This window comes from Corynebacterium sp. MSK073, from assembly GCF_030232085.1.
Classification (GTDB): Bacteria; Actinomycetota; Actinomycetes; order Mycobacteriales; family Mycobacteriaceae; genus Corynebacterium.
Window position 1 is genome coordinate 70632 of the sequence record NZ_JASPIY010000003.1, and the last position, 25374, is coordinate 96005.

Annotated in this window: 21 protein-coding genes; 13 read left to right on the plus strand and 8 right to left on the minus strand. The window is 61.5% G+C overall.

Annotated elements, in window-relative coordinates; genetic code table 11:
* Nucleotides 1-76 precede the first annotated feature (76 nt).
* The 3 genes from QP970_RS02805 to QP970_RS02815 form a co-directional block, all read right to left on the minus strand.
* A complete protein-coding gene (locus QP970_RS02805; RefSeq protein ID WP_284869561.1) occupies nucleotides 77-1909 on the minus strand; it encodes an AMP-dependent synthetase/ligase in 1833 nt (610 codons plus the stop codon).
* 151 nt (nucleotides 1910-2060) lie between these two features.
* Nucleotides 2061-2336 carry a hypothetical protein gene (locus tag QP970_RS02810; protein ID WP_284869562.1) on the minus strand — a complete coding sequence of 92 codons (276 nt, stop codon included), beginning with the start codon at nucleotides 2334-2336 and terminating at the stop codon, nucleotides 2061-2063.
* Nucleotides 2329-2532: a hypothetical protein gene (locus tag QP970_RS02815; RefSeq protein WP_284796402.1), complete on the minus strand. Its 204-nt coding sequence runs from the start codon at nucleotides 2530-2532 to the stop codon at nucleotides 2329-2331. Before QP970_RS02815 ends, QP970_RS02810 begins: the two co-directional genes overlap by 8 nt.
* A gap of 38 nt (nucleotides 2533-2570) precedes the next feature.
* Here QP970_RS02815 and QP970_RS02820 point away from each other — a divergent pair, with 38 nt between their 5' ends.
* Nucleotides 2571-3833 (plus strand): carboxylesterase family protein, encoded by a 1263-nt coding sequence (locus QP970_RS02820; RefSeq protein WP_284869563.1) that lies wholly within the window; start codon nucleotides 2571-2573, stop codon nucleotides 3831-3833.
* 3 nt (nucleotides 3834-3836) lie between these two features.
* Here the strand turns inward: QP970_RS02820 and idi are convergent, their stop codons facing one another.
* Complete coding sequence (idi, locus tag QP970_RS02825) at nucleotides 3837-4388, minus strand: isopentenyl-diphosphate Delta-isomerase (RefSeq protein ID WP_284869564.1); 552 nt, start codon at nucleotides 4386-4388, stop codon at nucleotides 3837-3839.
* Nucleotides 4385-4933, minus strand: a complete 549-nt coding sequence (locus QP970_RS02830) for a hypothetical protein (RefSeq protein ID WP_284869565.1) — start codon at nucleotides 4931-4933, stop codon at nucleotides 4385-4387. Before QP970_RS02830 ends, idi begins: the two co-directional genes overlap by 4 nt.
* 169 nt (nucleotides 4934-5102) lie before the next feature.
* Here QP970_RS02830 and QP970_RS02835 point away from each other — a divergent pair, with 169 nt between their 5' ends.
* The 11 genes from QP970_RS02835 to QP970_RS02885 all read left to right on the plus strand — a co-directional run bounded on the left by QP970_RS02835 (nucleotide 5103) and on the right by QP970_RS02885 (nucleotide 20029).
* A complete protein-coding gene (locus QP970_RS02835) occupies nucleotides 5103-6989 on the plus strand; it encodes an ABC transporter ATP-binding protein (protein WP_284869566.1) in 1887 nt (628 codons plus the stop codon).
* A gap of 42 nt (nucleotides 6990-7031) precedes the next feature.
* A complete protein-coding gene (locus QP970_RS02840) occupies nucleotides 7032-8162 on the plus strand; it encodes a MalY/PatB family protein (RefSeq protein ID WP_284869568.1) in 1131 nt (376 codons plus the stop codon).
* Nucleotides 8163-8373: 211 nt separating this feature from the next.
* On the plus strand, nucleotides 8374-9801 hold the full coding sequence (gene brnQ, locus QP970_RS02845; RefSeq protein WP_284869569.1) for a branched-chain amino acid transport system II carrier protein: 1428 nt from the start codon (nucleotides 8374-8376) through the stop codon (nucleotides 9799-9801).
* A 192-nt stretch (nucleotides 9802-9993) separates the two neighbouring features.
* A complete protein-coding gene (locus QP970_RS02850; RefSeq protein ID WP_005278049.1) occupies nucleotides 9994-11013 on the plus strand; it encodes an LLM class flavin-dependent oxidoreductase in 1020 nt (339 codons plus the stop codon).
* A 190-nt stretch (nucleotides 11014-11203) separates the two neighbouring features.
* Nucleotides 11204-12724, plus strand: coding sequence for an ABC transporter substrate-binding protein (locus tag QP970_RS02855; RefSeq protein WP_284869570.1), 1521 nt, complete (start codon nucleotides 11204-11206; stop codon nucleotides 12722-12724).
* Nucleotides 12721-13686 (plus strand): ABC transporter permease, encoded by a 966-nt coding sequence (locus QP970_RS02860; RefSeq protein ID WP_284869571.1) that lies wholly within the window; start codon nucleotides 12721-12723, stop codon nucleotides 13684-13686. Before QP970_RS02855 ends, QP970_RS02860 begins: the two co-directional genes overlap by 4 nt.
* Nucleotides 13683-14504 carry an ABC transporter permease gene (locus QP970_RS02865; RefSeq protein WP_284869572.1) on the plus strand — a complete coding sequence of 274 codons (822 nt, stop codon included), beginning with the start codon at nucleotides 13683-13685 and terminating at the stop codon, nucleotides 14502-14504. The genes QP970_RS02860 and QP970_RS02865 overlap by 4 nt, the downstream gene beginning before the upstream one ends.
* A complete protein-coding gene (locus QP970_RS02870) occupies nucleotides 14501-15949 on the plus strand; it encodes an ATP-binding cassette domain-containing protein (RefSeq protein ID WP_284869574.1) in 1449 nt (482 codons plus the stop codon). The genes QP970_RS02865 and QP970_RS02870 overlap by 4 nt, the downstream gene beginning before the upstream one ends.
* A gap of 60 nt (nucleotides 15950-16009) precedes the next feature.
* Nucleotides 16010-17701: an FUSC family protein gene (locus QP970_RS02875; protein WP_284869575.1), complete on the plus strand. Its 1692-nt coding sequence runs from the start codon at nucleotides 16010-16012 to the stop codon at nucleotides 17699-17701.
* A gap of 145 nt (nucleotides 17702-17846) precedes the next feature.
* Nucleotides 17847-19649 carry a BCCT family transporter gene (locus tag QP970_RS02880; protein ID WP_284869640.1) on the plus strand — a complete coding sequence of 601 codons (1803 nt, stop codon included), beginning with the start codon at nucleotides 17847-17849 and terminating at the stop codon, nucleotides 19647-19649.
* The gene (locus tag QP970_RS02885; RefSeq protein WP_284869577.1) at nucleotides 19649-20029 is read left to right on the plus strand and encodes a hypothetical protein; all 381 of its coding nucleotides are present in this window, start codon (nucleotides 19649-19651) and stop codon (nucleotides 20027-20029) included. Before QP970_RS02880 ends, QP970_RS02885 begins: the two co-directional genes overlap by 1 nt.
* A 69-nt stretch (nucleotides 20030-20098) precedes the next feature.
* Here the strand turns inward: QP970_RS02885 and QP970_RS02890 are convergent, their stop codons facing one another.
* Nucleotides 20099-21475 carry a M20 metallopeptidase family protein gene (locus QP970_RS02890; RefSeq protein ID WP_284869579.1) on the minus strand — a complete coding sequence of 459 codons (1377 nt, stop codon included), beginning with the start codon at nucleotides 21473-21475 and terminating at the stop codon, nucleotides 20099-20101.
* A 157-nt stretch (nucleotides 21476-21632) separates the two neighbouring features.
* Between QP970_RS02890 and QP970_RS02895 the strand changes: the two genes are divergently transcribed.
* Nucleotides 21633-22622 carry an HNH endonuclease signature motif containing protein gene (locus QP970_RS02895; protein WP_284869580.1) on the plus strand — a complete coding sequence of 330 codons (990 nt, stop codon included), beginning with the start codon at nucleotides 21633-21635 and terminating at the stop codon, nucleotides 22620-22622.
* A gap of 403 nt (nucleotides 22623-23025) precedes the next feature.
* Here QP970_RS02895 and efeB read toward each other — a convergent pair whose 3' ends face one another.
* Together efeB and QP970_RS02905 are read right to left on the minus strand one after the other, a co-directional pair.
* Nucleotides 23026-24252, minus strand: coding sequence for an iron uptake transporter deferrochelatase/peroxidase subunit (efeB, locus tag QP970_RS02900; protein ID WP_239268664.1), 1227 nt, complete (start codon nucleotides 24250-24252; stop codon nucleotides 23026-23028).
* Entirely contained in the window at nucleotides 24252-25373 is a 1122-nt protein-coding gene (locus QP970_RS02905) for an EfeM/EfeO family lipoprotein (RefSeq protein WP_239268666.1), read from the minus strand. Before QP970_RS02905 ends, efeB begins: the two co-directional genes overlap by 1 nt.
* Nucleotide 25374 lies beyond the last annotated feature (1 nt).

A 25374-nucleotide genomic window follows, 5' to 3' on the forward strand; every position in this document is an offset into this window, starting at 1 on the left:
CTTGCGTCCTTTTTGACCTGCAAGAAGAAAAACACCCGGGGAATAAAATCCCCGGGTGTACCCGTTTGGGCTCTTTCTACCGCTTGTAGATGTGCTCGATGGCGCTGGCATAGCGCTGCGCCACCACGTTGCGCTTGACCTTCATCGTTGGGGTGAGCTCATTTTCATCCTCAGTAAGGTCGCTTTCTAGGATGTAGAACTTCTTGATGCCCTCCGCGTGGGAGACCGTGGAGTTCACCTTGTTGACGGCATCTTGCACCTCGGCGCGCAAGGTAGCGTCGGTAGCAATTTCGCTCATAGAACGGTTTTCGGGGATATTGTGGTCCAATTTCCACCGCTTGAGGATGTCCGGGTCCAAGGTAATAAGCGCTCCCACGAACGGCTTACCATCGCCTACAACCATGGCCTGCGAAATCAGCGGGTGGCCGCGCAGGATATCCTCCATCGGCCCAGGAGATACATTCTTGCCGCCCGCGGTGACAATCAAGTCCTTCTTGCGGCCGGTAATGGTGAGCTTGCCATCATCGTCGATTTCGCCCAAATCACCGGTGTTGTACCAGCCATCTTCAAAGGCTTCCTCCGTGGCCTCGGGGTTATTCCAATACCCTTCGAAGACCATGCCGCCCTTGATGCAGACCTCGCCGTCATCGTTAATACGCATGGTCACCCCGCCCAGCGGCGGTCCGACGGTACCGATGGATTGATCCAAGTAGTCCACGGCTGCGGCCGCAGCGGTCTCGGTCAGGCCATAGCCTTCATAAACGGGAACTCCGATGCCGCGGAACCAATGCAATAAATCGTGGCCCATCGCGGAACCGCCGGTAATGCAGTACCGAACATTGCCGCCCACGCCCTGGCGGATGGTGGAATAGACCAGCTTGTCAAAGAGCTTGTGCTTGATTTTCAGCAGGCGGTCTGGACCTTCCGGCGTATCGAGTGCCTTGGAGTATTCGATGGCAATCTTTTCGGACTGCTCAAAAAGGAAGCTCTTGATGCCAGAATCCGCAGCCTTCGAGGCCGCAGAGTTACGGACCTTTTCAAATACGCGCGGCACGCCCAAAATCACGTTAGGGCGAGAGCGGGCGAACTCGATGGAGATGGTGGAAAAATCGGACCAGTGGTTCTGTGAAGCACCGCGAATAGCCACGGCAATCGAAACGGCGCGGGAGAAGACGTGGGCCAAGGGCAAAAACGTCAGCGTATGGCTGCCCGGCACGGCGAATACGCCGATGGGATTGGTGGTCAGCGCCCTAGCTTCCGAGAGCCAGTTCCGGTGCGTCAGGATGCAGCCCTTCGGGCGGCCGGTGGTGCCGGAGGTATAAACCAAGGAGGCCAGATCATCGGTATTGGTGGCGGCGATGCGGGCAGACACCTCATCGGTGCCAACGCTGCGGCCTTCGAATTTCAAGGTATCGATGGCGGAGGAATTAATCTCTAATACGCGCCGCAGCTGCGATGGCGAGCCCTTCAGGTTCGGTTCCCCATCGTCTTGTAGGACCAGGTTTTCAACCAATTCGGAGTGCTCGCGGGTTTCGGTAATCGCCAGCACCGCACCGGAATCCTCGATAATCCAGCGCACCTGGGAGGCGGACGAGGAAGGATAAACCGGAACCGATGCCGCACCGGCGGCCCAAATGGCGTAGTCCAGCAGGGACCATTCGTAGCGGGTAGCAGAAATCAGGGCGATGCGATCGCCCTGCTCCACGCCTAGTGCGATTAAGCCTTGGGCTACTTCAAAGACCTCATCGATAAACTCTTTACCGGTGACATTGACCCACTCATAATTAGCTGGGCGGGTAAACATGACGCCGTGCGGACGCTTCTTCGCGGTATCCATCAGGGCGGTGAGGCAGGTTTCCCCCGGCTCAATGGTAAATTCCGCCGGAGTGTGCACTTGTTGCAGGGTCACGCGATGTCCTTTCGCACAGCTAATAATAATCTGTGCCTACTGTACCAACCGGATGGCTTATCAACGCGTTTCACCCACGATCGAAGCGGTAATTATTCAGGGCTAATAGCACCAGAGTGGTCCATCTATTGGAGCAATCCACCAGTTTGTCCTAGGGCCACAGGCTGCCGATGAGCGCAACGATGAGAACTAACACAATCATGGACCACAGTGTGAGCGAGACCCGGGATTTGGGCAGGGCGCGCTTGCGGCGAACGGGCTGAGAGGTGCCGGCAACCGGCGGGTTTGCAGCGCGCTCATCTTTTTTGCGCTCTGGATCCCATAGGCCTTCGCGGGGATCTACTGGCTGGATCCTATCCGAGCTGGCGCCGGGCACGTCGCCGCTCGCTGCGTTATCGCCCGCGCCCTCCGAATGTTGTTCAGCCATGGTCTTTTACTGTAGTGCCGCGATTGCGAAACTGGGAAATTAGGGCGGCGCTGCGGTCCACGGCCCACATCAGGCACCAGGCCAGCCCAATCATGATGGGAACCACGATGATGACCACGATAATCATCTGTACCCACACAGGCGCCTGCACCAAGAACTGCGAAAATGCGCTGCTCACGTCAGTCAACCACTCCATGGATCCTTATATTACTGCCCCACGGTAATCTGGCAGGTATGTCGAGCGCACAGATCCCCGTCACCATTGCCACCCCATCTGGACGTATCACCGGCTTTAGCCGCGATGGCCTCTCCTACTTTCATTCGCTGCGCTTTTGCGAAATACCTAGCCGCTTCGCCCCAGCGCGGCCGCTGGATGAGGCCCTCGACCAGGATGCGCGCACACCACAGCCGGATGAGGTAGCGCTCAGCATTACTACCCCGGAAAACGCGGCGGATTGCCCCGTGGTGGTCTATATCCACGGGGGAAGTTTTGAAGGCGGCTCGCATGAGGATGAGCGGGTGCCAGGCACGGTAACGGCCCGCAAGGGCATCATCCAAGTCCGGGTGGGCTACCGCGTGGGCCTGGCCGGGTTCGCCCGCTTTGCCGACGATGAGGCGGACCGCTACCGCGGCATCGATGATTGTGTGCTGGCGTTGGAGTGGCTGCAGGACAATATCGAATCCTTTGGCGGGGATAAAACGAATATCACCCTGGTAGGCCAGTCCGCCGGCGCGGCGATTAGCCTGTGGCTTGCCCGGCGCGATCACTACCGCGGTGCTTTCCGGCGCGTCCTGGCCCTCTCGCCTGCCTACCCCCGCGATACCTTTGAGCACCGCGTGGCGGGGTTGCACAGGTACCTCTCGGTACCCATTGAGCGCAGCGCCCTGGAATCACTGTCGCCCAAGGCATTAGATAAGGGCTACCAAAAGTTCCGCAAGAAGCACCGCTATGACTTGGCCCTCGGCCCGGCGCCGATGCAGGCATCTGAACTGGCGGATATCCCCATCGTGGTGAGCTCCACCCGAGATGAGTTTTACGATCTTCCGGCCGGCAAGCGCATCGATAATATGGCCCTGGGCAAGTTCATTTGTAACTACCTTTCCCAGCGCTTCGGCTTCCCGCACGGGCGATACACGCAATGGCGCCAGCTCGCGCAGTACGTGGACCCGGACCGCCTCATGGGCCGGATGATCGGCGATTCCCTCGTTCGCCGCTGGACGGCACAGGTTGCTTCCGGCGCACCGGGACCAACCTGGATGATGGAATTTACGAGGAAGCTCAAGCCGGCGCTGCACTGCGATGAGCTCTACCCGCTCTTCAGCACTGACTGCGAGCTGAATGAGTGGCTCTGTCATTTCGCTACGACCGGCGAGCCGGGCTTCCCCAACTATGGCAGCGACCACCGCGTGCTCGAATTTGATTTAGATACCGGGGATCGGCGCATCGCCTATGCCACCCTGGATTACGTGGCGGCGGCGTTTTATGAGGAAGACTAACTGCTACTGCGCCAAAGACTGAAGCGCCGCGCGCAATTCAGCTTCTGCCAGTTCCTCGCACATCCACGGGCTAAATACCGCCGGCACGGCATCGGCCGCGGCGATAAGCCGGGCGGGATCGACCCATTCCCAGGAGTCGACCTCGTCCGGGTTCGGCTGCCACTGCGCCTGGGAGTCGAGCTCTACGCAGTAGACGGGGCAGATTTCATTTTCCACCAAGCCGGAAGAATCCACCGCACGGTAGGAAAAGGTGGGCAGCACCACGCGCAAGTTGGATAGCCCATCCGCGGGAATGCCTAGCTCGAATTCGGCGCGGCGAATGACGGCATCGGCAGTCGCCTCCCCCGGGCCAGGATGCCCGCAGAAGGAATTGGTCCACACGCCAGGCCAGGTTTGCTTGCCCAGCGCCCGGCGGGTGATGAGCACCTTTCCGTGGCAGGTAACCCACGCGGAAAAGGCAAAGTGCAAGGCGGTGTCGGTGGTATGCACCTCGGATTTGAGGGCAGTACCAATGGCTTTTCCATCAGTACCCGCCAAGACTACCCGTTCCGTCATAGGTTCAGATCCCCCACCCACGTGACATTTCCAATATGCAGGCGGGCATTCCAGAGGTTGCCCGGCGCGACATCGTAGCGGTATTGCAGGTTGACCGAGGCGCCCGCGCCTAACGGGTGATCGAGGCCCGGGGGTTCCACGCCAGGCGCGGAGTTCTCGTCATACGGCAGGGCTTTTACCTTAGACCAGCCGCCATTCCCGTCGGCGCGCTCAAGGACGGGGTCATCGAAGGCATCGGTGGGCAGGGCCATTTCGTTTTCGTTCTTGAGCAAAATGGTTACCACGGAGCCGCCGGAATTATTGTCCGTATACACTCCTTGCAGCTCCCAGCTGACACCGAGGCCGGCATCTTTGACCGGGCTCGCCAGGTTGGAAGTGACTTCCTTATCGTCGGTGTCTTCCGCTTGATAAGGCGCTTCTTCTGAGCTGGAGACGGTGATATTGTCCCCCAACCCGGTCTCTTCCGGCTGGAGAATGCTGCATCCGGCCAGGGTCACGGCGAGAAGGCTGACCACGCCTGCGCCTAAAGTGTGAGAAATTTTCACCGTGGATGGATCCTTTGCACGCGAAGATTACTTTATTTCTGCACAGATACCTTAGCCGAAAGCCCGCCCAAGGTATGCATCTGGGCTGCGCGCCGTGGCGTGTGGCATACTGGACTGTCTCTTTTAGGTACTCTACTTCCCTACGCGTCTTTGAATTGAGCATCCCTCCATGAAATCCCTCGTACGCATTACCCGCAGCGCATCTGCTCTGTGGCCCTATTATCTCGGCGTGTTGCTCGCAGCGACAGTCACCGCCGTCCTTGCGTTGATTTCACCCTTCCTCACCAGGGAAGCCACCGACATCATCGTTGAGGCCCTCCAAACAAGCGAGCCGCTTGGCGATGCCCTTCGTTCCGTCCTTTTGCTCGCCCTCGCCCTCTTCCTGGCTGATGCCGCCAATGCCCTATTCCGCAATGTCGGCAGCTACATCGGCGATGTCATGGTCTCGCGCTTGCGCCAGATTTTATCCAACCGCTACTTTGCCAAGCTCTTGGCGCTGCCGCAGGGCTATTACGATAATCAGGTCACCGGCACCATCATTGCCCGGCTGGATCGCTCCATTGCGAATATCACGCAGTTTATCCAGTCCTTTGCCAATAACTTCTTCACGATGATCATCCAGACCATCGCGGTATTGGCCATTACCGCCTGGTACTACTGGCCGCTGACCATCTTATTGGCGCTGCTTTTCCCCATTTATATGTGGCTGACCGCGCTGACCTCGAAGCGCTGGCAAAAATTTGAGGCCATTAAAAACGAAAACATCGACCAAGCAAATGGCCGCTTCGCCGAGGTCATAGGCCAGGTCAAGGTCACCAAATCCTTCGTCGCCGAATCCCGCGAGCTGAACCACTTTGCCCAGCGCTATGGCACCGTGGTCGATACCACGCGGCCGCAGTCCCGCTGGTGGCACATGATGGATACCTTCCGCGGCATCGCCATGGCCGTGATCTTTTTAGGCATCTATGCGGTCATCTTCTGGCGCACCCTTGAAGGCCACTTCTCCATCGGCGATATGGTCATGCTCTTGCAGATGGTCACCATGGCTAAGCAGCCCGTATTCATGATGAGCTGGATGATCGATACGGCCCAGCGCGCTATCGCCGGCTCGCGCGACTACTTCAGGGTCATGGAAGAAGATCTAGAGCCCACCGCCTCGCGCGAGCTGGTCGCCGCCATCACGGACTCCGGCACCCCCGATCTGAACCTCACCCCTATTACTCCATTGGAGCCCACTCCCGGCGCGCCGGTCTTTGCCTTTGATGATGTCTCGTTTGCCTATGAGGAAGGAAAGCCCGTCGTTACAAACATCTCCTTTAGCGCACACGAGGGCCAGAAGGTCGCGCTCGTGGGTGAATCGGGCGGCGGTAAATCCACCCTGGTCAACCTGCTGCTGGGCCTGTACCACCCCTCGGCTGGTCACCTCGATGTATTGGGCCACCGCGTCGATGACCTCACCGCGTCGCGCCTGCGCGCGTCCGTCGGCGTGGTCTTCCAAGAGTCCTACCTCTTTTCGGGCACCATCCGCGACAATATTGCCTATGGCAAGCCCGGGGCCGCGGAGGAAGAAATCGTGGATGTGGCCAAGCGCGCCAATGCCCATGACTTCATTGAGGCCTTCCCGGATGGTTATGACACGGTCATCGGCGAGCGCGGGCTGAAGCTTTCCGGCGGGCAGAAGCAGCGCGTTTCCGTCGCGCGCGCCATGTTAAAAGATGCCCCTATCCTCGTGCTCGATGAGGCCACCTCCGCGCTGGATACCAAGGCCGAGCGCGCCGTCCAGACCGGCCTAGACGAGCTGATGAAGGACCGGACCACGCTGATTATCGCGCACCGCCTATCCACCATCGCGGATGTGGATACCATCGTCACGCTAGAGGCAGGGCGGATTGATGAAATGGGCTCGCCTGCCGAGCTCGCGCAATCCGGTGGTATTTATGCCGAGCTGCTCAAGCTCACCCAATCCAGCTCCGCCGCGGACCGCCGCCGGCTGAAAAAGTACGGCTTTGTTACCGGGGCCAATTCCCGCAACGAGCACGGCGAAGAAAGTGAATAAATCCACTGGGACTGCTGCGCTTAAAGCGTTAAGCTTGTGTGCATGCAGTTTCCTAGCCTAGAAGAGTTGCAAGCCCGCGGAACCCGCAAGTGGACCGTCTTTGATGAGGACGTCCTCCCGCTGTGGATCGCGGAGTCCGATTTTCCCACCGCTCCCACCGTCAAAAAGGCGCTGCAGGAGATGGTGGATAATGAAACCTTCGGCTATACCCCCTCCCCCAAGGCCTCGGGGCTGCGAGAGGCAGTCGCCGATTTCTATGCGGAGCGCTACGACTGGCGCCCCAATGCCGATCACATCTTCTGGATAGGCGATGTCGTCCGCGGCCTCTTGCTCGGCGTGCAGTACTTTACCCGCGATGATTCCCCCGTCATCGTGCCCGTGCCCTCCTACCCACCGCTGCTAGAGCTCCCCCGCACGGCGGGGCGCGAAAAGATCGAAACCAGCCTCGAGCTAGAGGAAATCGAGCAAGCCTTCAAGGACGGCGCCGGTTCCATTCTCTTAGCCAACCCCTATAACCCGCACGGCCACGTCTTGTCGGAGGACTACCTCCGCGGGCTGGTGGAGTTGGCGGAGAAATACGATGCCCGCATCTTGGCCGATGAAATCCATGCCCCGCTGGTTTATGAAGGAAAGCATATCCCGGTGGCATCGCTAAGCGAGGAAGCAGCGCAGCGCACAATTACCGTCACCGCCACCTCCAAGGCCTTTAATACCGCAGGCCTCAAGTGCGCGCAGATCATCTTTTCCAATGCCGCCGATGCCCAGAAGTGGAACGGGCTTACCGGCGTGGCCAAAGACGGTACCGGCACCTTGGGCGTGCTGGCCGCCGAGGCCGCCTACCGCCACGGCGGAAGTTTCTTGGACGAGGAAATTGAGTACCTGCGCGAGACCCGCGACTGGCTGGTAGAGGAACTCCCGCAGCGCATCCCTGGGCTAAAGACCTCACAGCCGCAGGCCACCTACCTGTTGTGGCTGGACTTTTCCGATACCGCCATCGCCGGCAATCCCCAGCCCGCCAAGTGGCTGCGCGAAAACGCCCGCGTGGCTCTCAACGAGGGCGACACCTTCGGCACCGGCGGCCCCGGCCACGCGCGGTTGAACTTCGCCACTTCCCGCGAGCTCCTCGGCGAGGCACTCGACCGCATGGAAAAGGCCTTCGCCGAGCTCGACTAGCTCCCCGCCCCCTTTCTCCTCGCCCCATCGCACCCGCGATGGGGCATTTATTGTATTTTCACCATGCTTTGATTTCTCAACAGGTGGGCAGTAATATCTCATTACACGAATAGTCCCTATAGGGCTACAGAATTCGCATTCTCGTTCGCGCCCCGCCACCACAGCTCTCGGCGCGGCCGATGGTTTTAGTACGCAATGTTAAGGAGCCAGGATGGCTACCACCACCGCCTCAGGCACCCCCAAGAGCAAGGCCACCGTTGTCATTGCCTCGCTCATGCTCTTTTCGATGTTCTTCGGCGCCGGCAACCTCATTTTCCCGCCTATGGTGGGCGTGTCCGCCGGCACCAACTTCTGGCCCGCCGTGCTGGGCTTCCTCGCCGCCGGCGTACTCTTGCCCGTCCTAGCCATCATCGCGGTCGCGATTTCCGGCCGCTCTGTGCGCGACCTGGGCGCGAATGGCGGCGCTATCTTCGGCGTCGTCTTTTCCGCCATGGCCTACCTGTCCATCGGCGCTTTCTACGCGCTCCCGCGCACCGGCGCGGTCTCCATGGAAACGGCGATTACTCCCCTGTTGGGCTGGGAAGGCACCATGGCCAGCGGTGCATTCAATACCGTATTCTTCCTCATCGCGCTCAGCCTAGCGTGGAAACCCAATTCCATCATCGATACGCTGGGCAAATTCCTCACCCCGGCCCTGGTTGCGCTGCTGGTCGTCCTCATTACCTTGGCGGCGCTGAATCACCCACGCGATCCCCAGATGCCCACTGAAGATTACGTCTCTTCCCCTATGGTCACCGGCCTTTTCGAAGGCTATAACACCATGGACGCCATCGCTGGCTTGGCCTTTTCCATCGTCATCGTGGGTTCCCTGCGCTCTAAGGGCTTTAAGACCCAAAAGTCCCTGGTGAAGGGCACCATCACCGCAGCGTTGGTCGCCGGTGTCCTGCTTGCCGCCATCTATTTGGGGTTGGCCTGGGTGGGCCAGACCTTGCCCGATGGCCAGTCCTATGAATCCGGTGCGCCGCTGCTTGCCGAGGCCGCCAATCTCACCATGGGCACCTTCGGCCAGGCCCTCTTCTCCGCCATCGTCGTCCTCGCCTGCCTGACCACCGCGGTGGGCCTTATCACCGCGACCTCCGCGTTCTTCGAGATGCTGGTACCGAAGACGACCTACCACTTGTGGGCCTGCATCTTCACCGCGATGTCCATCCTCTTCGCCTTCCAGGGCCTCGACACCGTGTTGTCCATTGCGGTGCCGTTTATTACCTTCCTGTACCCACCGGCCATCTCCCTTATCCTGCTCACGCTTATCCAGCCGGCGGTAAAGAAGTCCGTCGTGTTCTACTGGACCTACCGCCTGGCCCTGTGGGTATCGGTCATCTGGTCCGCCCTGACCGTCATTTCCGCGCAGGGTTGGGGCACTGCCGCCCTGGATCCCGTCTTGTCGCTGTCGCCGGGCCAAGCGGTGGATCTGGGTTGGATTGTGCCTACCGTCATCGCGGCAGTTATTGGCCTGATTGTGGATATCTCCACCAAGGCCGGCGAGAAGCACTCCAACTCCGTGACCGCGGCTGCCGATGCCGACGGCGACGCCGTCGTCGATTCCCCGCTCGATGCAGCGGCATCGCCAAAGAGCTAAGCTCCCCCTCTCCTTCCACACCCCGCCGTGGGCCCGCATTCCTCGGGTTCCGCGGCGGGGTTTCTGTCTGCGGTGCAACTCAGCTTGGGTCGCCGGGATGCGCATGGTCGCGCGAAAAAGGACGGAATAGCCCCGCCCCGCGTACCGTTGCACTATAGGTACTATCCCCGCGAGAAAAAGGATTATTTTCCCATGACTGATCACGCGCCACTTTCCGTATTGGACTTTTGCACCATCTATGACGGTGAAACCCCTGCCCAATCTATTAACCGGTCGGTGGAATTGGCCCAAGAAGCCGAAAAACTGGGGTATTCCCGCATGTGGTACACCGAGCACCACAATATGAAGTCCATTATGTCTTCTGCGCCCGCCGTCCTCATCGCGCACATCGGCGCTAAGACGGAGCGCATCCGGTTGGGCTCTGGCGGCGTGATGCTGCCCAACCACTCGCCGTACGTCATCGCCGAGCAATTCGGTACCTTGGAGGAGATGTACCCGGAGCGCATCGACTTGGGCGTCGGCCGCGCCCCCGGCACGGACATGAATACCTTGGGCCGTGCGCTGCGCCGCGATGGTCAATCCGCCGAGCGTTTCCCCGAAGACGTCAAGGAGCTTAATGCCTACCTAGAGGGCAAGGCCTATATTCCTGGGGTCAGCGCGGTCCCCGGCGCTAATACGAACGTTCCTATCTATATTCTGGGCTCGTCCATGTTCGGCGCTTCGCTCGCGGCAAAGCTCGGACTCCCCTATGCCTTTGCCTCCCACTTCGCCCCGCAGCACCTCGAGGAAGCAACCACCTACTACCGGGAGAACTTCCAGCCTTCCGAGCGGTTTAGCAAGCCCTACGTCATCGCCGGGGTAAACGTCACAGCCGCCGATACTATGCAAGAAGCGGAGGCCGAGTACGAGCGCGTGTGCTTCAACCGCGTGAAGTCCTTCGCCGGCCGCGGCAAGTACCTGACCGACCAGCAGGTAGAGCAAATCATCGAGTCTTACCAAGGCCAGCAAATCCTGGACATGCTGCGCTACTCCGCGGTGGGTACCACCAAGGAAGTCACCGAATATTTGGAGAAGTTCCAAGAGCACGCCAAGGCCGATGAGCTCATGATTTCCCTGCAGTCCAGCTCACACGAGAATGTTATTAAGAACATGCACGTGCTTGCCGAGGGCTGGCAGCTCGATCCAGCCAACGTGGCGGGCACCCCGCGCTAAGCCCCCGCCTCGCTGCGCTACACAGCGCCGCGTTGGGCCGCCCCTCGGCCTCAATGCTGGCCGCGCAGCGCCACCGAATCCGCCGCACAACAACCCGCTGGGATTGCCCTAATTAATGGCAATATATGCCTCCCCCCGAATGGTTTTAGGGCATTTATGTGTTGAGTAACACACAAGTTATTCTTCATCTATGAAAATTTTGCGTGCGCGCTCAGCGCTGGGCTGTCTCGCGATGATGACAGCGCTGGGCACGATAACAGCTTGTTCAGCGGGCCATACAGCGGTGGTAGATACCTCCGGGAACGAAGCCGCCCTGACGGTGGCGTCTAGCTCGGGAGCCACCTCGCTCGACTTCACCACCACGAGTGGGGCCGCCGCGCCCTCGGTGCTGATGGATAACGTCTATGAGACCTTGGTGCGCATCGATGAAGACGGATCCATCACCCCAGGCTTGGCCAAGGACTGGGACATCAGCGAGGATGCGAAGACCTACACCTTCCACCTACGCGATGACGTGACTTTTTCCAACGGCGATCCCTTCACCGCGCAGACCGCCGCCTTTTCCATTAATTACGTCAAAAATGACTGGGCCAACGGCATTTCCTCCGCCATGGACCCGGTCGAAAGCGCCACCGCAGTAGATGACCACACCCTGAAGGTGCGCCTGGCTAAGCCCTCCAACGGCTGGCTGTGGTCCATGGGCACCACCATCGGCGCGATGATGTCGCCTAAGGGCATGGATGACCTCGCAGCGAAGCCTATCGGCACCGGCCCCTACGAGGTGGCGGGATTCTCGCCCTCGGAATTCGTCTCCTTGCACAAGCGCGATGATTACTGGGGTACACCGTCTGAACACGATGTCACGGTGCGCTACTTCCCCGATGCCATTTCCTCGGTCACCGCGCTGCGCTCGGGCGGCGTGGACGTCGTCTGGGGCGTGGGTAACCCGGAAATCCTCGATTCCCTGGATGATTCCATCGATACCAACGTAGGCACCACCAATGGTGAGGTCCTGCTATCGATGAATAATGACCGCGCCCCCTTCGACGATCCGCGGGTGCGGCAGGCCGTGGCCTACGCCGTCGACCGCAAGGCGGCCAATGACATCGTCTGGTCCGGCATGGCCACCGATACCGGCGGCGCGCCCATCCCACCTACCGATCCGTGGTTCGAAGGCAAGAATTACTACGACTTCAACCCGGATAAGGCCCGCTCGCTGCTTGCCGATGCCGGCGCCCAAGGCACCCCGCTCACCATCACCGTGCCTACGCTCTACTATGCCCAGGCCATCTCCGAGCTGCTGTACTCGCAGCTTTCCGATGTCGGATTCGACGTCACCCTCGAAACCGCCGAGTTCCCTGCCGTGTGGCTGGGCCAGGTCCACGGCGCTAAGGACTACCAGATGTCGCTTATCTCCCACGTGGAGGCCCGCGATGTTCCGGCGCTTTTTGGCAACCCGGATTATTACCTGAATTATGATTCCGCCCGCACGCGCGAGCTGCTCGAAAAGGCCGATACCGCGAAACCTGAAGACTATCCCCGCCGCATGACGCAGGTCGTGGACCAAATCATGGCCGATGCCGGCGCGCTGACCGTGATGAATATGCCGAATGTCGTTCTAACGCGCCACGGCATTAGCGGCTTGCACACCGATCAGGTCACCGACGCCATCGTGTTGCGCGATCTCACCGACGACAAGGAGGACCAATGAGTACCTCTCGGGCACAGGCCATAATCCGGCCGCTGCTACGCTTCGTTCTCACGCTTTTTATCGCCTCCCTCATCATCTTCGCGCTGATGCGCGCCGTGCCCGGCAACCCGGCGCGCGTCGCGTTGGGCGTTAATGCCACTGAGGACGCCATCGCCGAGCTCAGCGCAGATCTCGGCCTCGACCGGCCGCTCATCGCGCAATACGGCGAGTGGATGAAGGGCCTTGCTACCGGCGATTTTGGCAAATCGCTGTCCTCGCAGCAGGACATCACCCCGCTGGTTGTGGACCGCCTGCAGGTCACGCTCATCCTCATCGGCCTGGCCATGGCCTTGGCGCTGGCCTGCGCGATTCCCATCGGCATGTGGCTGGCGCATAACCGCAATTCGCGGGTTGCCGGCCTGGTCTCTGCGGGTACGCAGTTGGGCATCGCCGTGCCGAGCTTCTTGGTCGGCATCATCTTGGTGGCCATCTTTGCAGTCCACCTGGGCTGGCTGCCGGCCAATGGTTGGGTTCCGCCGAATCGCGGCGTGGGCGATTTCCTGCGCCACCTGATTCTGCCGGTCATCGCCTTGGCCCTAGTCCAGGGTGCCATGCTCACGCGCTATATGCGCTCCTCGGTGCTCGACGTTATGGACCAGGACTATATCCGCACCGCGCGCTCCCTGGGCGATTCCCCGCGGGAAGCCCTGCACCGCCACGGGCTGCGCAATGCCGCCCTGCCGGTGCTTACGGTCACTGGCCTGCAATTGACCTCGATGGTGGTAGGCGCCGTGGTCATTGAATCCGTCTTCGTCATCCCCGGCGTGGGTTCCATGCTGCTCGATGCGGTCTCCGTGCGCGATCTGACCACGGTGCAGACCCTCGTCATGCTGCTGGTCACCTTCGCGCTGGCAGTAAACATGCTTACCGATGTCGCCTACCGCCTCATCGACCCCCGAATCAAGGCAGGTGACGCGCGATGAAAATGCGTTTTTCTGGTTGGCTAGGCGCCGTGCTCGTCGGCGCGGTCGTCGTAATCGCCCTCGTATCGCTGGTGTGGACGCCGTACGATCCCACCCTCGCCCAGCCGGGTAGCCGGCTATCCGGCCCCACCGCGGATCACATCCTGGGAACGGACCGCTTCGGGCGCGATACCGCCTCGCGCATCATGGCGGGCGCGAAAATCACCGTCTTCGTGGGTCTTATCGCCGTCGGCATCGCAGGTCTTATCGGCATCCCGCTGGGGATTCTCGCGGGCATGCGCCGCGATACCTGGGTAGAAGCGCTGGTCATGCGCGGCGCCGACGTGGTACTCGCCTTCCCGGCGCTTTTGCTAGCCATTATCGCCGGCGCGGTCTGGGGCCCATCGACGCTTACGGCCATGATTGCCATCGGTATTTCCGGCATCCCGTCCTTTGCCCGCGTGGCGCGTTCAGGCACGCTGCAGGTGGTCACGCAGGACTATATCGCCTCCGCCCACATCTCCGCCGTGCCGGGATGGAAGGTGGCGGTGCGCCATGTCCTCCCGAATATCGCGGGCCTTATCATCGTCCAGGCCTCGGTGTATTTTGCCCTCGCCATCCTCGCAGAGGCGGGCCTGTCCTACCTCGGTTTGGGGACGCCTCCCCCGGCCGCCTCGTGGGGCCGCATGCTGCAGGACTCCCAATCGCTGCTGAGCACCGATCCCCTCCAGGCCCTCTGGCCAGGCCTTGCCATCGCCGCCACGGTCTTGGGCTTTAACCTGCTTGGCGATGCCCTCCGTGACGCCCTCGACCCCCGCATGAAAGGAGCCACGCGATGAGCCTTTTAAGCGTGCGCGATCTCAGCCTCAGCGCCTCCGAATCCTCCCTCGTCGGGCCTCTTAACTTCGAGCTCGAGGCGGGCGAAAAGCTCGGCATCATCGGCGAATCCGGCTCTGGTAAATCACTGACCGCGCTGTCCATCATGGGCCTGCTGCCCACGGGCATTTCCGCCACCGGCGAGGTCACCGTGGCCGATCACCAGATCATCGGCGCGCGAGATTCCGCCATCCGCCCGCTGCGCGGCAAGACCATGGCCATGGTCTTTCAAGAGCCCATGAGCGCGCTGGATCCCCTAATGCGCATTAGTGCCCAGCTCACCCACGCCGGCGCACACGATACCGCCGCGGCCCTAGAGGAAGTCGACCTCGACGCCGACCTCGCCTCACGCTTTCCCCACCAGCTCTCCGGCGGGCAGCGCCAGCGCGTCCTCTTAGCCATGGCCATGGCAGGCAGCCCCGACGTGCTCATCTGCGACGAGCCCACCACCGCCCTCGATGCCACCACGCAGGACGGTGTCCTCCGCGTCATCGAGCGCGTTACCGAACAACGCGGCACCGCACTGCTTTTTATCACCCACGACCTCAATGTCATCCAGCGCATGTGCCCGCGGGTGCTGGTCATGCGCGATGGCTACATCGTGGAAGAAGGCCGCACCGAGCGCGTGCTTACTAAGCCCCGCCACGCTTATACCCAAGAGCTGGTCTCGGCCTCACAGCCGCCAGACTTCGCCCTCACCCCGGCGGGCGAGGGGAAGGATGTGGTGGTATTGGAGGGCATCGGCAAGCAGCATGGCTCCCAGGCCGCGCTGGCGGGAATCGATCTCCGCGTGCGCCGCGGCGAGCGGCTCGGCATCGTCGGCGGCTCCGGTTCCGGCAAGACCAGCCTGCTGAAGATCGTGGCTGGACTGGATGCCCCGACCTCTGGAACCAGCACCGTGGACGGGCGCGTGCAGATGGTTTTCCAAGACCCGCAAGGTTCACTGAACCCGCGGCTGAAGATCTGGAAATCCATCGCCGAGGCCATGCCCGGGCGCCTATCCAAGGCCGAGCAGCGCGAGCGCGCCGCCGCCGCACTGGAAGAAGTGGGAATTTCCGGCAAAGCGCTCGACCGCTATCCCCACGAGTTTTCCGGCGGGCAACGCCAACGCATCTCCATCGCCCGCGCGCTGTGCGGCGAACCGGATATTCTACTTGCCGATGAAGCCGTCTCCGCCCTCGATATGTCCGTGCAAGCCCAGGTGCTGGAATTGCTCGCCCGCCTCATTGAGGATCGCGGGCTGACCCTGCTATTTGTCACCCACGATCTCTCCGTGGTGCGCGGGCTCTGCGATAGGGTCGCCGTGCTCAACCGCGGCGAACTGGTCGAACACGGGCCCACCGAGCGCGTGTGGTCGAAGCCCGAGAGCGACTACACCCGCCGGCTCATCGCCGCCGCAGGGCAATAAATTCCCACGGCGTAAGGTGGTTGCGGTAGACGTTTTTAGCGAAAGGAGTCCCACAGGCTCGTGAGCACCGACCACCCTATCCCGCAACGCCCCAGCACCACCCAGTTGCTGACCGCCTTTAATACCGCCTCCGTGCGCTGGCCCGGTGCCCTGCGCGCGGCCCTGGCACTGCTGATTCCCGGCACCTTCGCCCTGCTCACCGGCCACGACTACGCCATCCTGCTGCTGGCCACCGGCGCCTTCGCCGTTATTTTCGGCGAAGGCCACCCCTTTCGCACCCGGCCCCGCGTCATCCTCACCGCTGGCTTAGCCCTGACCACCGTGGCGACCGTGGGCGTGCTGGTCGGCCACCTCATTTTCGTCCCCGGGCACGGGCACTGGTGGCTGCTGCTCGCCGGGTTCTATTCCCTCCTGCTCGCCGCGCTGTGCGGCTTTGCCCAGAACGCGCTGCGCCTACCGCCGCCAGGCGCCTTCTTCCTCGTCTTGGTCGGCGGCGGCTCGGTGATGCTGGCACGGACGGATACCAGTGTTAGCCAGCTGTTCTTCTGGTCCCTGACCGGCGTGCTGGCCAGCCTGATTCTGGGCATGGCGCCCGCGCTCATTGATGTGCACGGCCCCGAGCGCCGCGCCGTCGCCGCCTTGGAAAAGGCCACCGCTGCGTTTGTTTCCGGCGAGGATGATTCCCTCGCCCGCCACCACCAGGCCCAAACGGCGCTCTCAACGGCCTGGCAAGCGCTTGCCGATGCCGGCATTATCCGCGGCGGCCGCATCATCAACTCGGCAGCCGCGGGCCTGGTGGATCGCACCTTGCAGGCCCAAGGGCGCATCGTCGCGCATAACCGCGCGCTGGACTTGGGTTCTTCTTCCGATCTGCTGACTGATTACGCCACCGATGTGGACCCGCACCGCACCGCTATCCCGCACACCCGCCCCACCGGGCGCTACCGCATCTACCGCGCCGCGGTGCGGGATTCGCATGCCATGGTGACCACGCAGAAGATTGTGTTGTCTGCCGCTATTACCACGGTGGTCAGCCTGTCTTTAGGTTTTGACCGCCCAGACTGGGGCGTGGTCTCCGCCTTTCTCATGCTGCAGTGGGGACCAGACCACGTCGCCGGCACTGTCCGCGGTATCCACCGCATGCTCGGTTCCATCGTCGGCGTCATGCTGTTTTCTATCTTCCACTACTTCGGCGTGTCCGGGTGGAGCTTGCTGGTAGCCCTCGCCGCCTGCCAATTCTGCGCGGAAATTTTCGTGGCCAAAAACTACGCCATCTGCGTCATCTTCTCCACCCCGCTCGCGCTGCTGATGGGCAATTCCGCGCAGCGCCCCCTCTGGCCCACCATCCAGGCGCGCATCAGCGAGGTCCTCATCTCCATCATCGTGGCCACCATCGTGCTGTGGTTCTGGCAGCGTTCCGCGCCCGTCCGCAACCAGCACCGCTTGCAAACCCGCGCCATGGAATCCATGTCCACCCTGCTCGGGCTGCTGTTTATCAATACTCCCGAAGAGGTCCTCGCCAGCCGCCGCGACCTGCAATACGAGTTGTTATCCGAGCGCCGCGCCATGCAATCCCTCGCCGCCGATAACCCCGCCACCGCCCGCGAATTGTGGCAGCGGCACATCGCCATCCAGCACGCGGGCTATTTCTTGCTCGACTATTGCTCCACGCACCCGTTCAGGATGGCAAGCAGGGAGGAGCTAGATGGCATCGTCAAGCAGATTCACGCCGCGCATGCCCAAACGCGCTAGCTTGTGGAATGCGTCGCGGTACTGAACAATTGAAGCCACTCCCCCTCGCCGATCTAAGGACACCGTGACTTCTTCCTCCCGCGCCTACAAGCGCTCCCTCGAACCGCACGATAAGGGCAGCGCCGTCGGGCTCTACCCGCACAATATGCACCCCGGGCTGGTGCCTGGCATCAGCGTTGAGGACCAACGCAACCGCTTCGGCCTGGATAAATCGCTATTTTCCATCACCGCCGTCCTCATCGTGGCCTTTATTATGTGGGGCATCACCATGCTCGATAACCTGGCCGCCGCCTCCTCCACGGCCTTTAACTGGGCCATCACCAATACAGGATGGCTGCTGAATATCACCATGCTGCTGGCCACCGTGACCATGGCCTATATCGGGTTCTCCCGCCTCGGCCGTATCAAGCTTGGCACGGATACGGAAACGCCCGAATTCAGCTACTTCAGCTGGGTAGCGATGATGTTTGGCGCCGGCATCGGCGTCGGCATCTTCTTCTACGGGCCCTCCGAGCCGCTATCGCACTACCTCAGCCCTCCCCCGCACACCGTGGATAACGGCAGCTCCGTCGAGGCACTGCACCAAGCCATGGCCCAATCGCACTTCCACTGGGGCATTTCCCCGTGGGCGGCCTATGCTTTGGTTGGCGCCGCGATTGCCTATTCCTCCTACCGGCGCGGGCGCGTACCCCTCATTTCTTCCATCTTCCAGCCGCTCTTCGGCTCCCGCGCCACGGACGGCCCGCTGGGCAAGCTTATCGATGTCATGGCGCTTATCGCCACCCTCTTCGGTACCGCCGCTACCCTGGGGCTTTCTGCTATTCAAATCGGCCAGGGCGTCAGCATCATTCGCGGCGCGGGCCCCATGACCAATTCCGCACTCATCATCGTCATAGCCGTCTTAGGCTGCGCGTTTATCATCTCTGCGGTCTCTGGCGTCGCGCGCGGCGTGCGCTACCTGTCCAATATCAATATCACCTTGACCTTGGGGCTTGTCGCTTTCGTTTTCTTGGTCGGGCCCACCCTATTGCTGCTGAACCTGATTCCTTCGGGCATCGTGACCTATATCGATCAATTTCTGCCCATGATGGCCAAGGATTTGTCCTGGGGCGATGAGACCATTGAATTCCAGTCTTACTGGACGGCGTTCTACTGGGCCTGGTGGATTGCGTGGACGCCGTTTGTGGGCATGTTCGTCGCCCGCATCTCCCGCGGCCGCACCATTCGCGAATTCGCCGCCGTGACCATCTTCGCCCCCACCGCCATCTTGGCGCTGGCCTTTACCATCTTTGGTGGCACCGCCATTTCCTTCAACCAGGACGGCGTAGAGGGCTTCGACGGTGAATCCTCCAATGAGCAGGTGCTCTTTTCGATGTTCCAAGACCTCCCCCTTGGCAGCATCACCCCATTTATCCTTTTGGTCATTCTCTCGGTCTTCTTTGTCACCTCGGCCGACTCCGCCTCCGTGGTCATGGGCACCATGTCCTCCAAGGGTGACCCAACCCCGAATAAGCTCATCGTCATCTTTTGGGGTCTGTGCATGATGGGCATCGCCATCGTCATGCTGCTGACCGGCGGCGAAGACGTCCTCACCGGCCTTCAAAACCTCACCATCCTGGCAGCGCTGCCCTTCTGCCTCGTGCTGTTGACCATGATGGTGGCGTTCATCAAGGATCTGCGCTCTGATCCGATGTTCATCCGCCGCACCTATGCCCGTTCGGCGATGGACAATGCGGTCATGCGCGGCATCGCAGAGCATGGCGATGAATTCGAGTTCACCGTCCAGCACGCCGAGGACGGACGCGGGGCCGGGCATGACTTCGATTCCGCCGCGGACCGCTATACCGAGTGGTACCAACGCACCGACGAAGAAGGCCGAAACGTCGACTATGACTTCGAAACCGGTAAATGGTCCGATGGATACGACCCAGAAAATGAGGAGAAATAATGGGGCTTCCCAGCGATGTCGTTCTCGATGGCTACACCCTCATCGAGCAGCACGAGATTGACCACGAATTCTTATTGCGCGGCTCACCACTTAGCACGAACACTCCCTTGCTCTTCGCCGCCGCCATCGCCGGCATCGCGCTCGTGGCCGCCAGCTTATTTCTCCGCGGGCGCGGCCGTGTCATCGCCGGTGTACTGGGCGCGGTGCTCGCAGTCAGCAAGCTGTGGTGGATGCCCTTCGCCTTGGCTCGGCACTTCGATGACAGCCAGGTCTTTGGCTATACGCTCAAGTACTTCCCGCAGTACTGGCCGGTAGCCTCCATCATTGTCGGCGCCATCGCCCTCATTGGCCTCGCCTCTGCCGTTATCCGCCGGCCTTAGCCGCCGAGCACGGCACCTGCAGCGACCTACCCACTACTCTGGCGCGCTCGCGCAGTTCACAGGGATGAATTATTTCTGCACGCCGGCTGCCTCTCGCATGGCCCTGGTTTGTGCGGAAGGATGCTCGTTTTCGGTGGCCAGGCGCTCGAAAGCCACGGCGGCGAGCGCTGCTGCCTGCATACCGAGCACGGAGTCATCAAAACGCATCATCGGCGAGTGATTCCACTCGCGCTGGTTCTCGGGCGTCGAAGGGTTGGCCGTGCCCATCCACATAAACGTGCCCGGCACTTGGGAAAGGACATAGCCGAAGTCCTCAGAGGCCATCATCGGGGCCTCGAAAGGCTGCATATTTTCCGCGCCAAACATCTGCCCCCACAGCGTGGCGGCAAATTGGTTCTCCCGCGGGTTCGTCTTCGTCGTGGGATACAGCACCTCGAAATCCACCTGCGCGGTGCACCGGTGCGAGGCAGCCACCGAGCTGGAGACCTCGGTGATCATTTGGCGGACGGCGTCGATCTTTTCGTCGCGAAGAACGCGCACCGTCGCCCCCAGCGCCGCGCGATCCGGAATCGCGTTATACGCACCATTGCCCGCCCACAGGTTGGTCACGGTGATCACGATGGGCTCCAGCGCATCGAAGCGGCGCGTCAGCGCGGTCTGCAGCGCCATCTGAATTTCCGCCAGCGCCGCGACGGGGTCGATGGCATCGTGCGGGCGGGAACCGTGCCCGCCCTTACCCAGCACCGTAATGGTCAGGTTGGACGAGCTTGCCATCATCGGCCCGGGAACATAGTGGAACGTGCCCCGATCCTGCGGGCCCACGTGCAGGCCGTAGGCGGCGATTGGGCGTCGGCCAGCGGCATCGAGCACGCCTTCCTCAATCATCGGCTGCGCACCGCCGGGGCCTTCCTCGCCGGGCTGGAACATAAAGGTGACATCGCCATGCAGCTCCTCACGGTGCTCACACAGCATGCGCGCGGCCCCAATCAGCCCCGCGGTATGTAGGTCATGGCCGCAGGCGTGCATGTATTCATTGATCGACGCAAAGGGGCTTCCGGTCTGCTCATGCACCTCCAGCGCGTCCATATCCGCGCGCAACAGCACCGAAACCGGCCGCTCGCCGCGCTTGCCGCCACGCAGCACCGCCACCACGGAGCTGAGATCCTGCCCCACATGGATCTCGAGCGGCAGGCCCTCGAGCGCCTCAAGGACTTTTTTCTGCGTGCGCGGCAGGTGCAGCCCGATTTCCGGGTGACGGTGCAAATCGCGCCGAATTTCCTGCAGGTCCTCCACCATGTTTTCGCCCATGTCCTGAAAAATCTCCGTCGCCTGCTGCTTGCCGATGCGCGCCCTTGTCACCGGCAGCGGCGGCAACTCCTGCGCTTGGCGCGGCGCGGACTTACGTCCGGGGTGGTTGGGGCGAACAATTTTCGTGGGATCAGTCATGTGGGCTCCTTTACTCGCTGTCATATTCGACAATACCGCAGGTTATCCACAGGGTGAATGGACGGCGAGGCATCAGGTGTGACGCGTGGGGCGAGTTATCCACAGGCGGGGTGGCGCGGGCTTTCCCGCGGGTGGACGGGGGCTTAACCTCGCAGGCATGACCCGCTTGCAAGAATATGCCCGCCAATTAACCTCGCCGATGGAGCTTCTCGGCGAGGTATTCGGCCTTGCCGAAACGGACCTGCGGCGGTTTGGCATTTCCCGGCAGGAATCGCGCGAATTGCTGCTGCTTGCCGATGCCTACTTCGGCCCCACCTCCTTCACCCGCCGCCAGCGCACCTGCCGGGCGACGAAGCACTGCTTAACCACGCTCAAGTTGATTGAAAAATACGTCTCCCGCACCAAGACGAAGCGGGATGCCTGGGCGCTGCGGGCAGAGTTGTGTGGGACTTCGGGGGACATCGACAAGCTGGCGCGCACCCGGCTCAAGGAAATGTATCCTCCCCGTCAGCCCCAGCGCGGGGTGCGTATGACCCGGCGCAAAGGCGGGCCCTCCACGCTGTCGATTACCGGCGATTCCGATTTCATCGCCGACCTGCATTCCACCATTGGGGAGGATTCCCCGCTCGAGGCCGTCGATCGCATCTTCTTCCGCGGTGGCGCCACGCGCCCGGTGGCTAGCACCAATATCGTCATCCACCTCGATGAGATGGACAAGATCTTAAGCGGTGGCGGCGAAGAGGTCACGCTGCAGATGACCAATGGCGCCGAGATTTCCGGGGCCAAGTTGGTGGAGAAAAAGCTTGCCGAGGTCGGCCTTGTCACCCTCATTCACCCCTTCGAGGGCCCAGTCAACCTCTATAGAACCTCGCGGTTCGCCTCCGAAAAGCAGCGGCTGATGGCCGCCGCTGAAAACCCCTCCTGCCCGTGGACGGAGTGCAATTATCCGGCCGATAAATGCCAAGTCCACCATCTCCAGGCGTGGAAGCACGGCGGCGAGACGAATATGGACAACTTGACCATTTCTTGCCCCTATCACAACGGCGTCAATGACGATGACCCGCACGCCCCACCGGTGCGCGGCCGCCTGCATCGCCATCGCGGCCGCATCGAATGGCTTCCGCCCTGGGCCTCGCCGCCCAGCTAAGTGCCGCCTTTACTTGATTCGATTGAGCCGGGCCCGAGAAGTTCTGCGGTTCCTAAGTAAGTGGCTCCTTTTCCTACCGTTGCTCTTCTCATTGCCGCCGATAGCAACCGCTGGTTTAGCGGTTGCCGGTTTGGCATGCCATAAGCCTTCTACCCTGCGGAGCGTATGCTGTGAGACCCGTGCACCGTGGGAACCGTGTGCCATGAGACCCGTGCGCCGTAAGGCTCGCGCGCCATGGGAACCGTATGCCAAGAGACAGGACGCCCTGGGGTCCGGCCGCCGTAGCATCTTTGTGCCGCCGGTGCGCTGTGGTGTGTCCTCAACGCTGGGTGGTGGCTAAGTCACGGCCTTGGCGCGGTGGTAGATGTTCGCGAGCGACCAGTGGTTAGCTGGGTAGGAGGCTTTATGCTTCGAGGAGGCTGCGGCCGAAATAATCGGATTCATCGGCAATGCCGGGAAGCGCGTAGAAGTAGCCGCCGCCGTAGGGGCGGATATAGTCAGCCAGCGGTTCGCCTTCGAGGCGTTTTTGCACCGTAATGAACTGTCGTTCCAGGTCCTGCTGGAAGGAGATGAAGACCAGCCCCACGTCGAGGGTGCCGTTATCGCGCACGCCGTTGTCGTAATTATAAGCGCGGCGCAACATAAGTTGGTCAGCGGTTTCTGGGGTGCGGGGGTTGGCCAGGCGGATGTGGGCATCGGTGGGAATGACATCGCCGGTGGCGTCGTCGAGGTAATCCGGCTCGGCGTGCTCGTCGCCGCCCGATAACGGGCCGCCCGTTGCGCGGTCGCGGCCGAAGATTTGCTCCTGCTCAGCAATGGAAATGCGATCCCAAAACTCGGTGTACATGGCAATAAGCCGCACCGCCATATAGCTGCCGCCCGTGGCCCAGGCAGGCTCATCCGAACCGGCCCACACGAGCGAATCGTAGTCATCGGGGCCAGGATTGACGATGCCATCCTTAAACCCCAGGTGATTGCGCTGCGTACCCGATGGCCGCGGCGAGTTCATATAACCATTTTGCCGCCAGCGCACCGCCACATCGCCGCGCGTATGTCGCAATATATCGCGCAGGGCGTGGAGAACGGTATCGCGTTCATCGGCGCAAATCTGCAAGGCTAAGTCACCGTGGCACATTTCTTCTTGCAGGGTGTCATCGGCAAACGATTCCATCGCGCTCAAGTGCGCGGGCTTGTGGGCGGCAAGGCTGAAGCGGTCATCGAAAAGCGAATCGCCCACCGCGAGGGTGATGGATAAGTGATCGGCCGGCAGCTCTGGGCCCAACTCGCCCGAATCCATCGCCGGATAGGCAATTCCGTCGGGGGCGAGCGTGCCACCTGCGGTTAAGATGCGCGCCCTTTCACTTAGCGTGCGCAGGAGCTTGTCCAAACGGGCTTTTGTCTTCACCTGCACGTCCAGCGCCACTATTTCCGAGTATTTCTGCGGGGGATTGATGATGCCTTGCTGGTGTTCGCCGTGAAAATCCAGCGCGCCCGGCTGATCCAAGGAGTCGGTGGATTCCAACGGAAGCGAGGGGGACTCAGCTTCTGCTCCCGGGGCTGCGCCGACGGCCGCGGAGGCGGCGAGGCCAGATAAAAAGGAGCGGCGGGAAAAGTTAAACGGGCACGGCACTAGTTCATCCTCCGGATAACGGTCATGGTGGCAACCGGGGCGAGCAGCTCATTCGCCTTGGCGACGCCCGCCTGCAAACGCAAGCGGTCCTCCTGCGGCCAGTCCGCAAAAGCGACGCTAGGCGCACCACCGTATTTATCGTCGAATTCCTCAGCAAGGGCGTCCAAGTCCGCGAGCTGGTCGTAGATGGGCTCGGTGTCTAAGCCGCGATCCTCGACCAAAGAGCGCACGGGATCCAACGTCACCCGCGTCGATGTAATAACCCCGCGCAGGGCGGAAGGAAGGGCATGGGCGCCGAAATCGCACTCGCCGCGCAGGTCAAAGCGCTCGAACTCCTCCATCACCTCATGCGCGCGCAGCCCATAATCCGGGGCGGGGATGGCGAAATGGGAGGTATCGAGGGCGTGGGCGGTTTTGTCGGTGGCATCGGCAAGCGCGGTGGCGGGCAGGGTGGCATCGCTGGGCGGGCGGTTGGACCACAGGATGCGCTCGATGTCTTCGTAGCCCTCCAAATCCGGGCCCGGCCACTCCGCGCTGGAATCGTCGAAGGAACGGTAATACTCCAAGTAGTCGAGGTAGGCGGCTCGGGCGGCGGAGCGGGAGGAGGAGGTGGCATCGGCAAGCGCATGCGCACGCTTTTGCAGCTCCGGCACGCGCTTTTTCTGGTTTTCTGCCTGCTTGATGGACACCGCGGCGACCTCGTGATCCGTAATGGGAACCATCTTGGGAGCATCAGCCACGGTAGAGCCCGCCACCGTGAAATCATCCGACTCCACCGCGGAATCGTTGTGAAATACACAGGTCAGGTGGTAGGTTCCATCCTCCAGCTGGGGGTTCCACTCGCGGATGGCGGGGGTACCGATACGCTCGAGGACCTGGTAGGCATTACCCTTGTCATCTGAAACATAGACCGTGAGGGCAAGCCCGGTGGTGTTATTGATCTTCCATTTCGCCTCGCCCTGCACGTCCTCAGGCACCGGGCAGGAATACACATCGCGCACGGCGAGCTCGCGCATGGGTTGCTCGTCGCTGTGCCCGCCGAGCCTCGCCTGGGCAGCCGTTTGCGGGATGGAAAGCCCAACGGCGAGCGCGAATGCAATGGCGAAACGGGAAATCTTCATA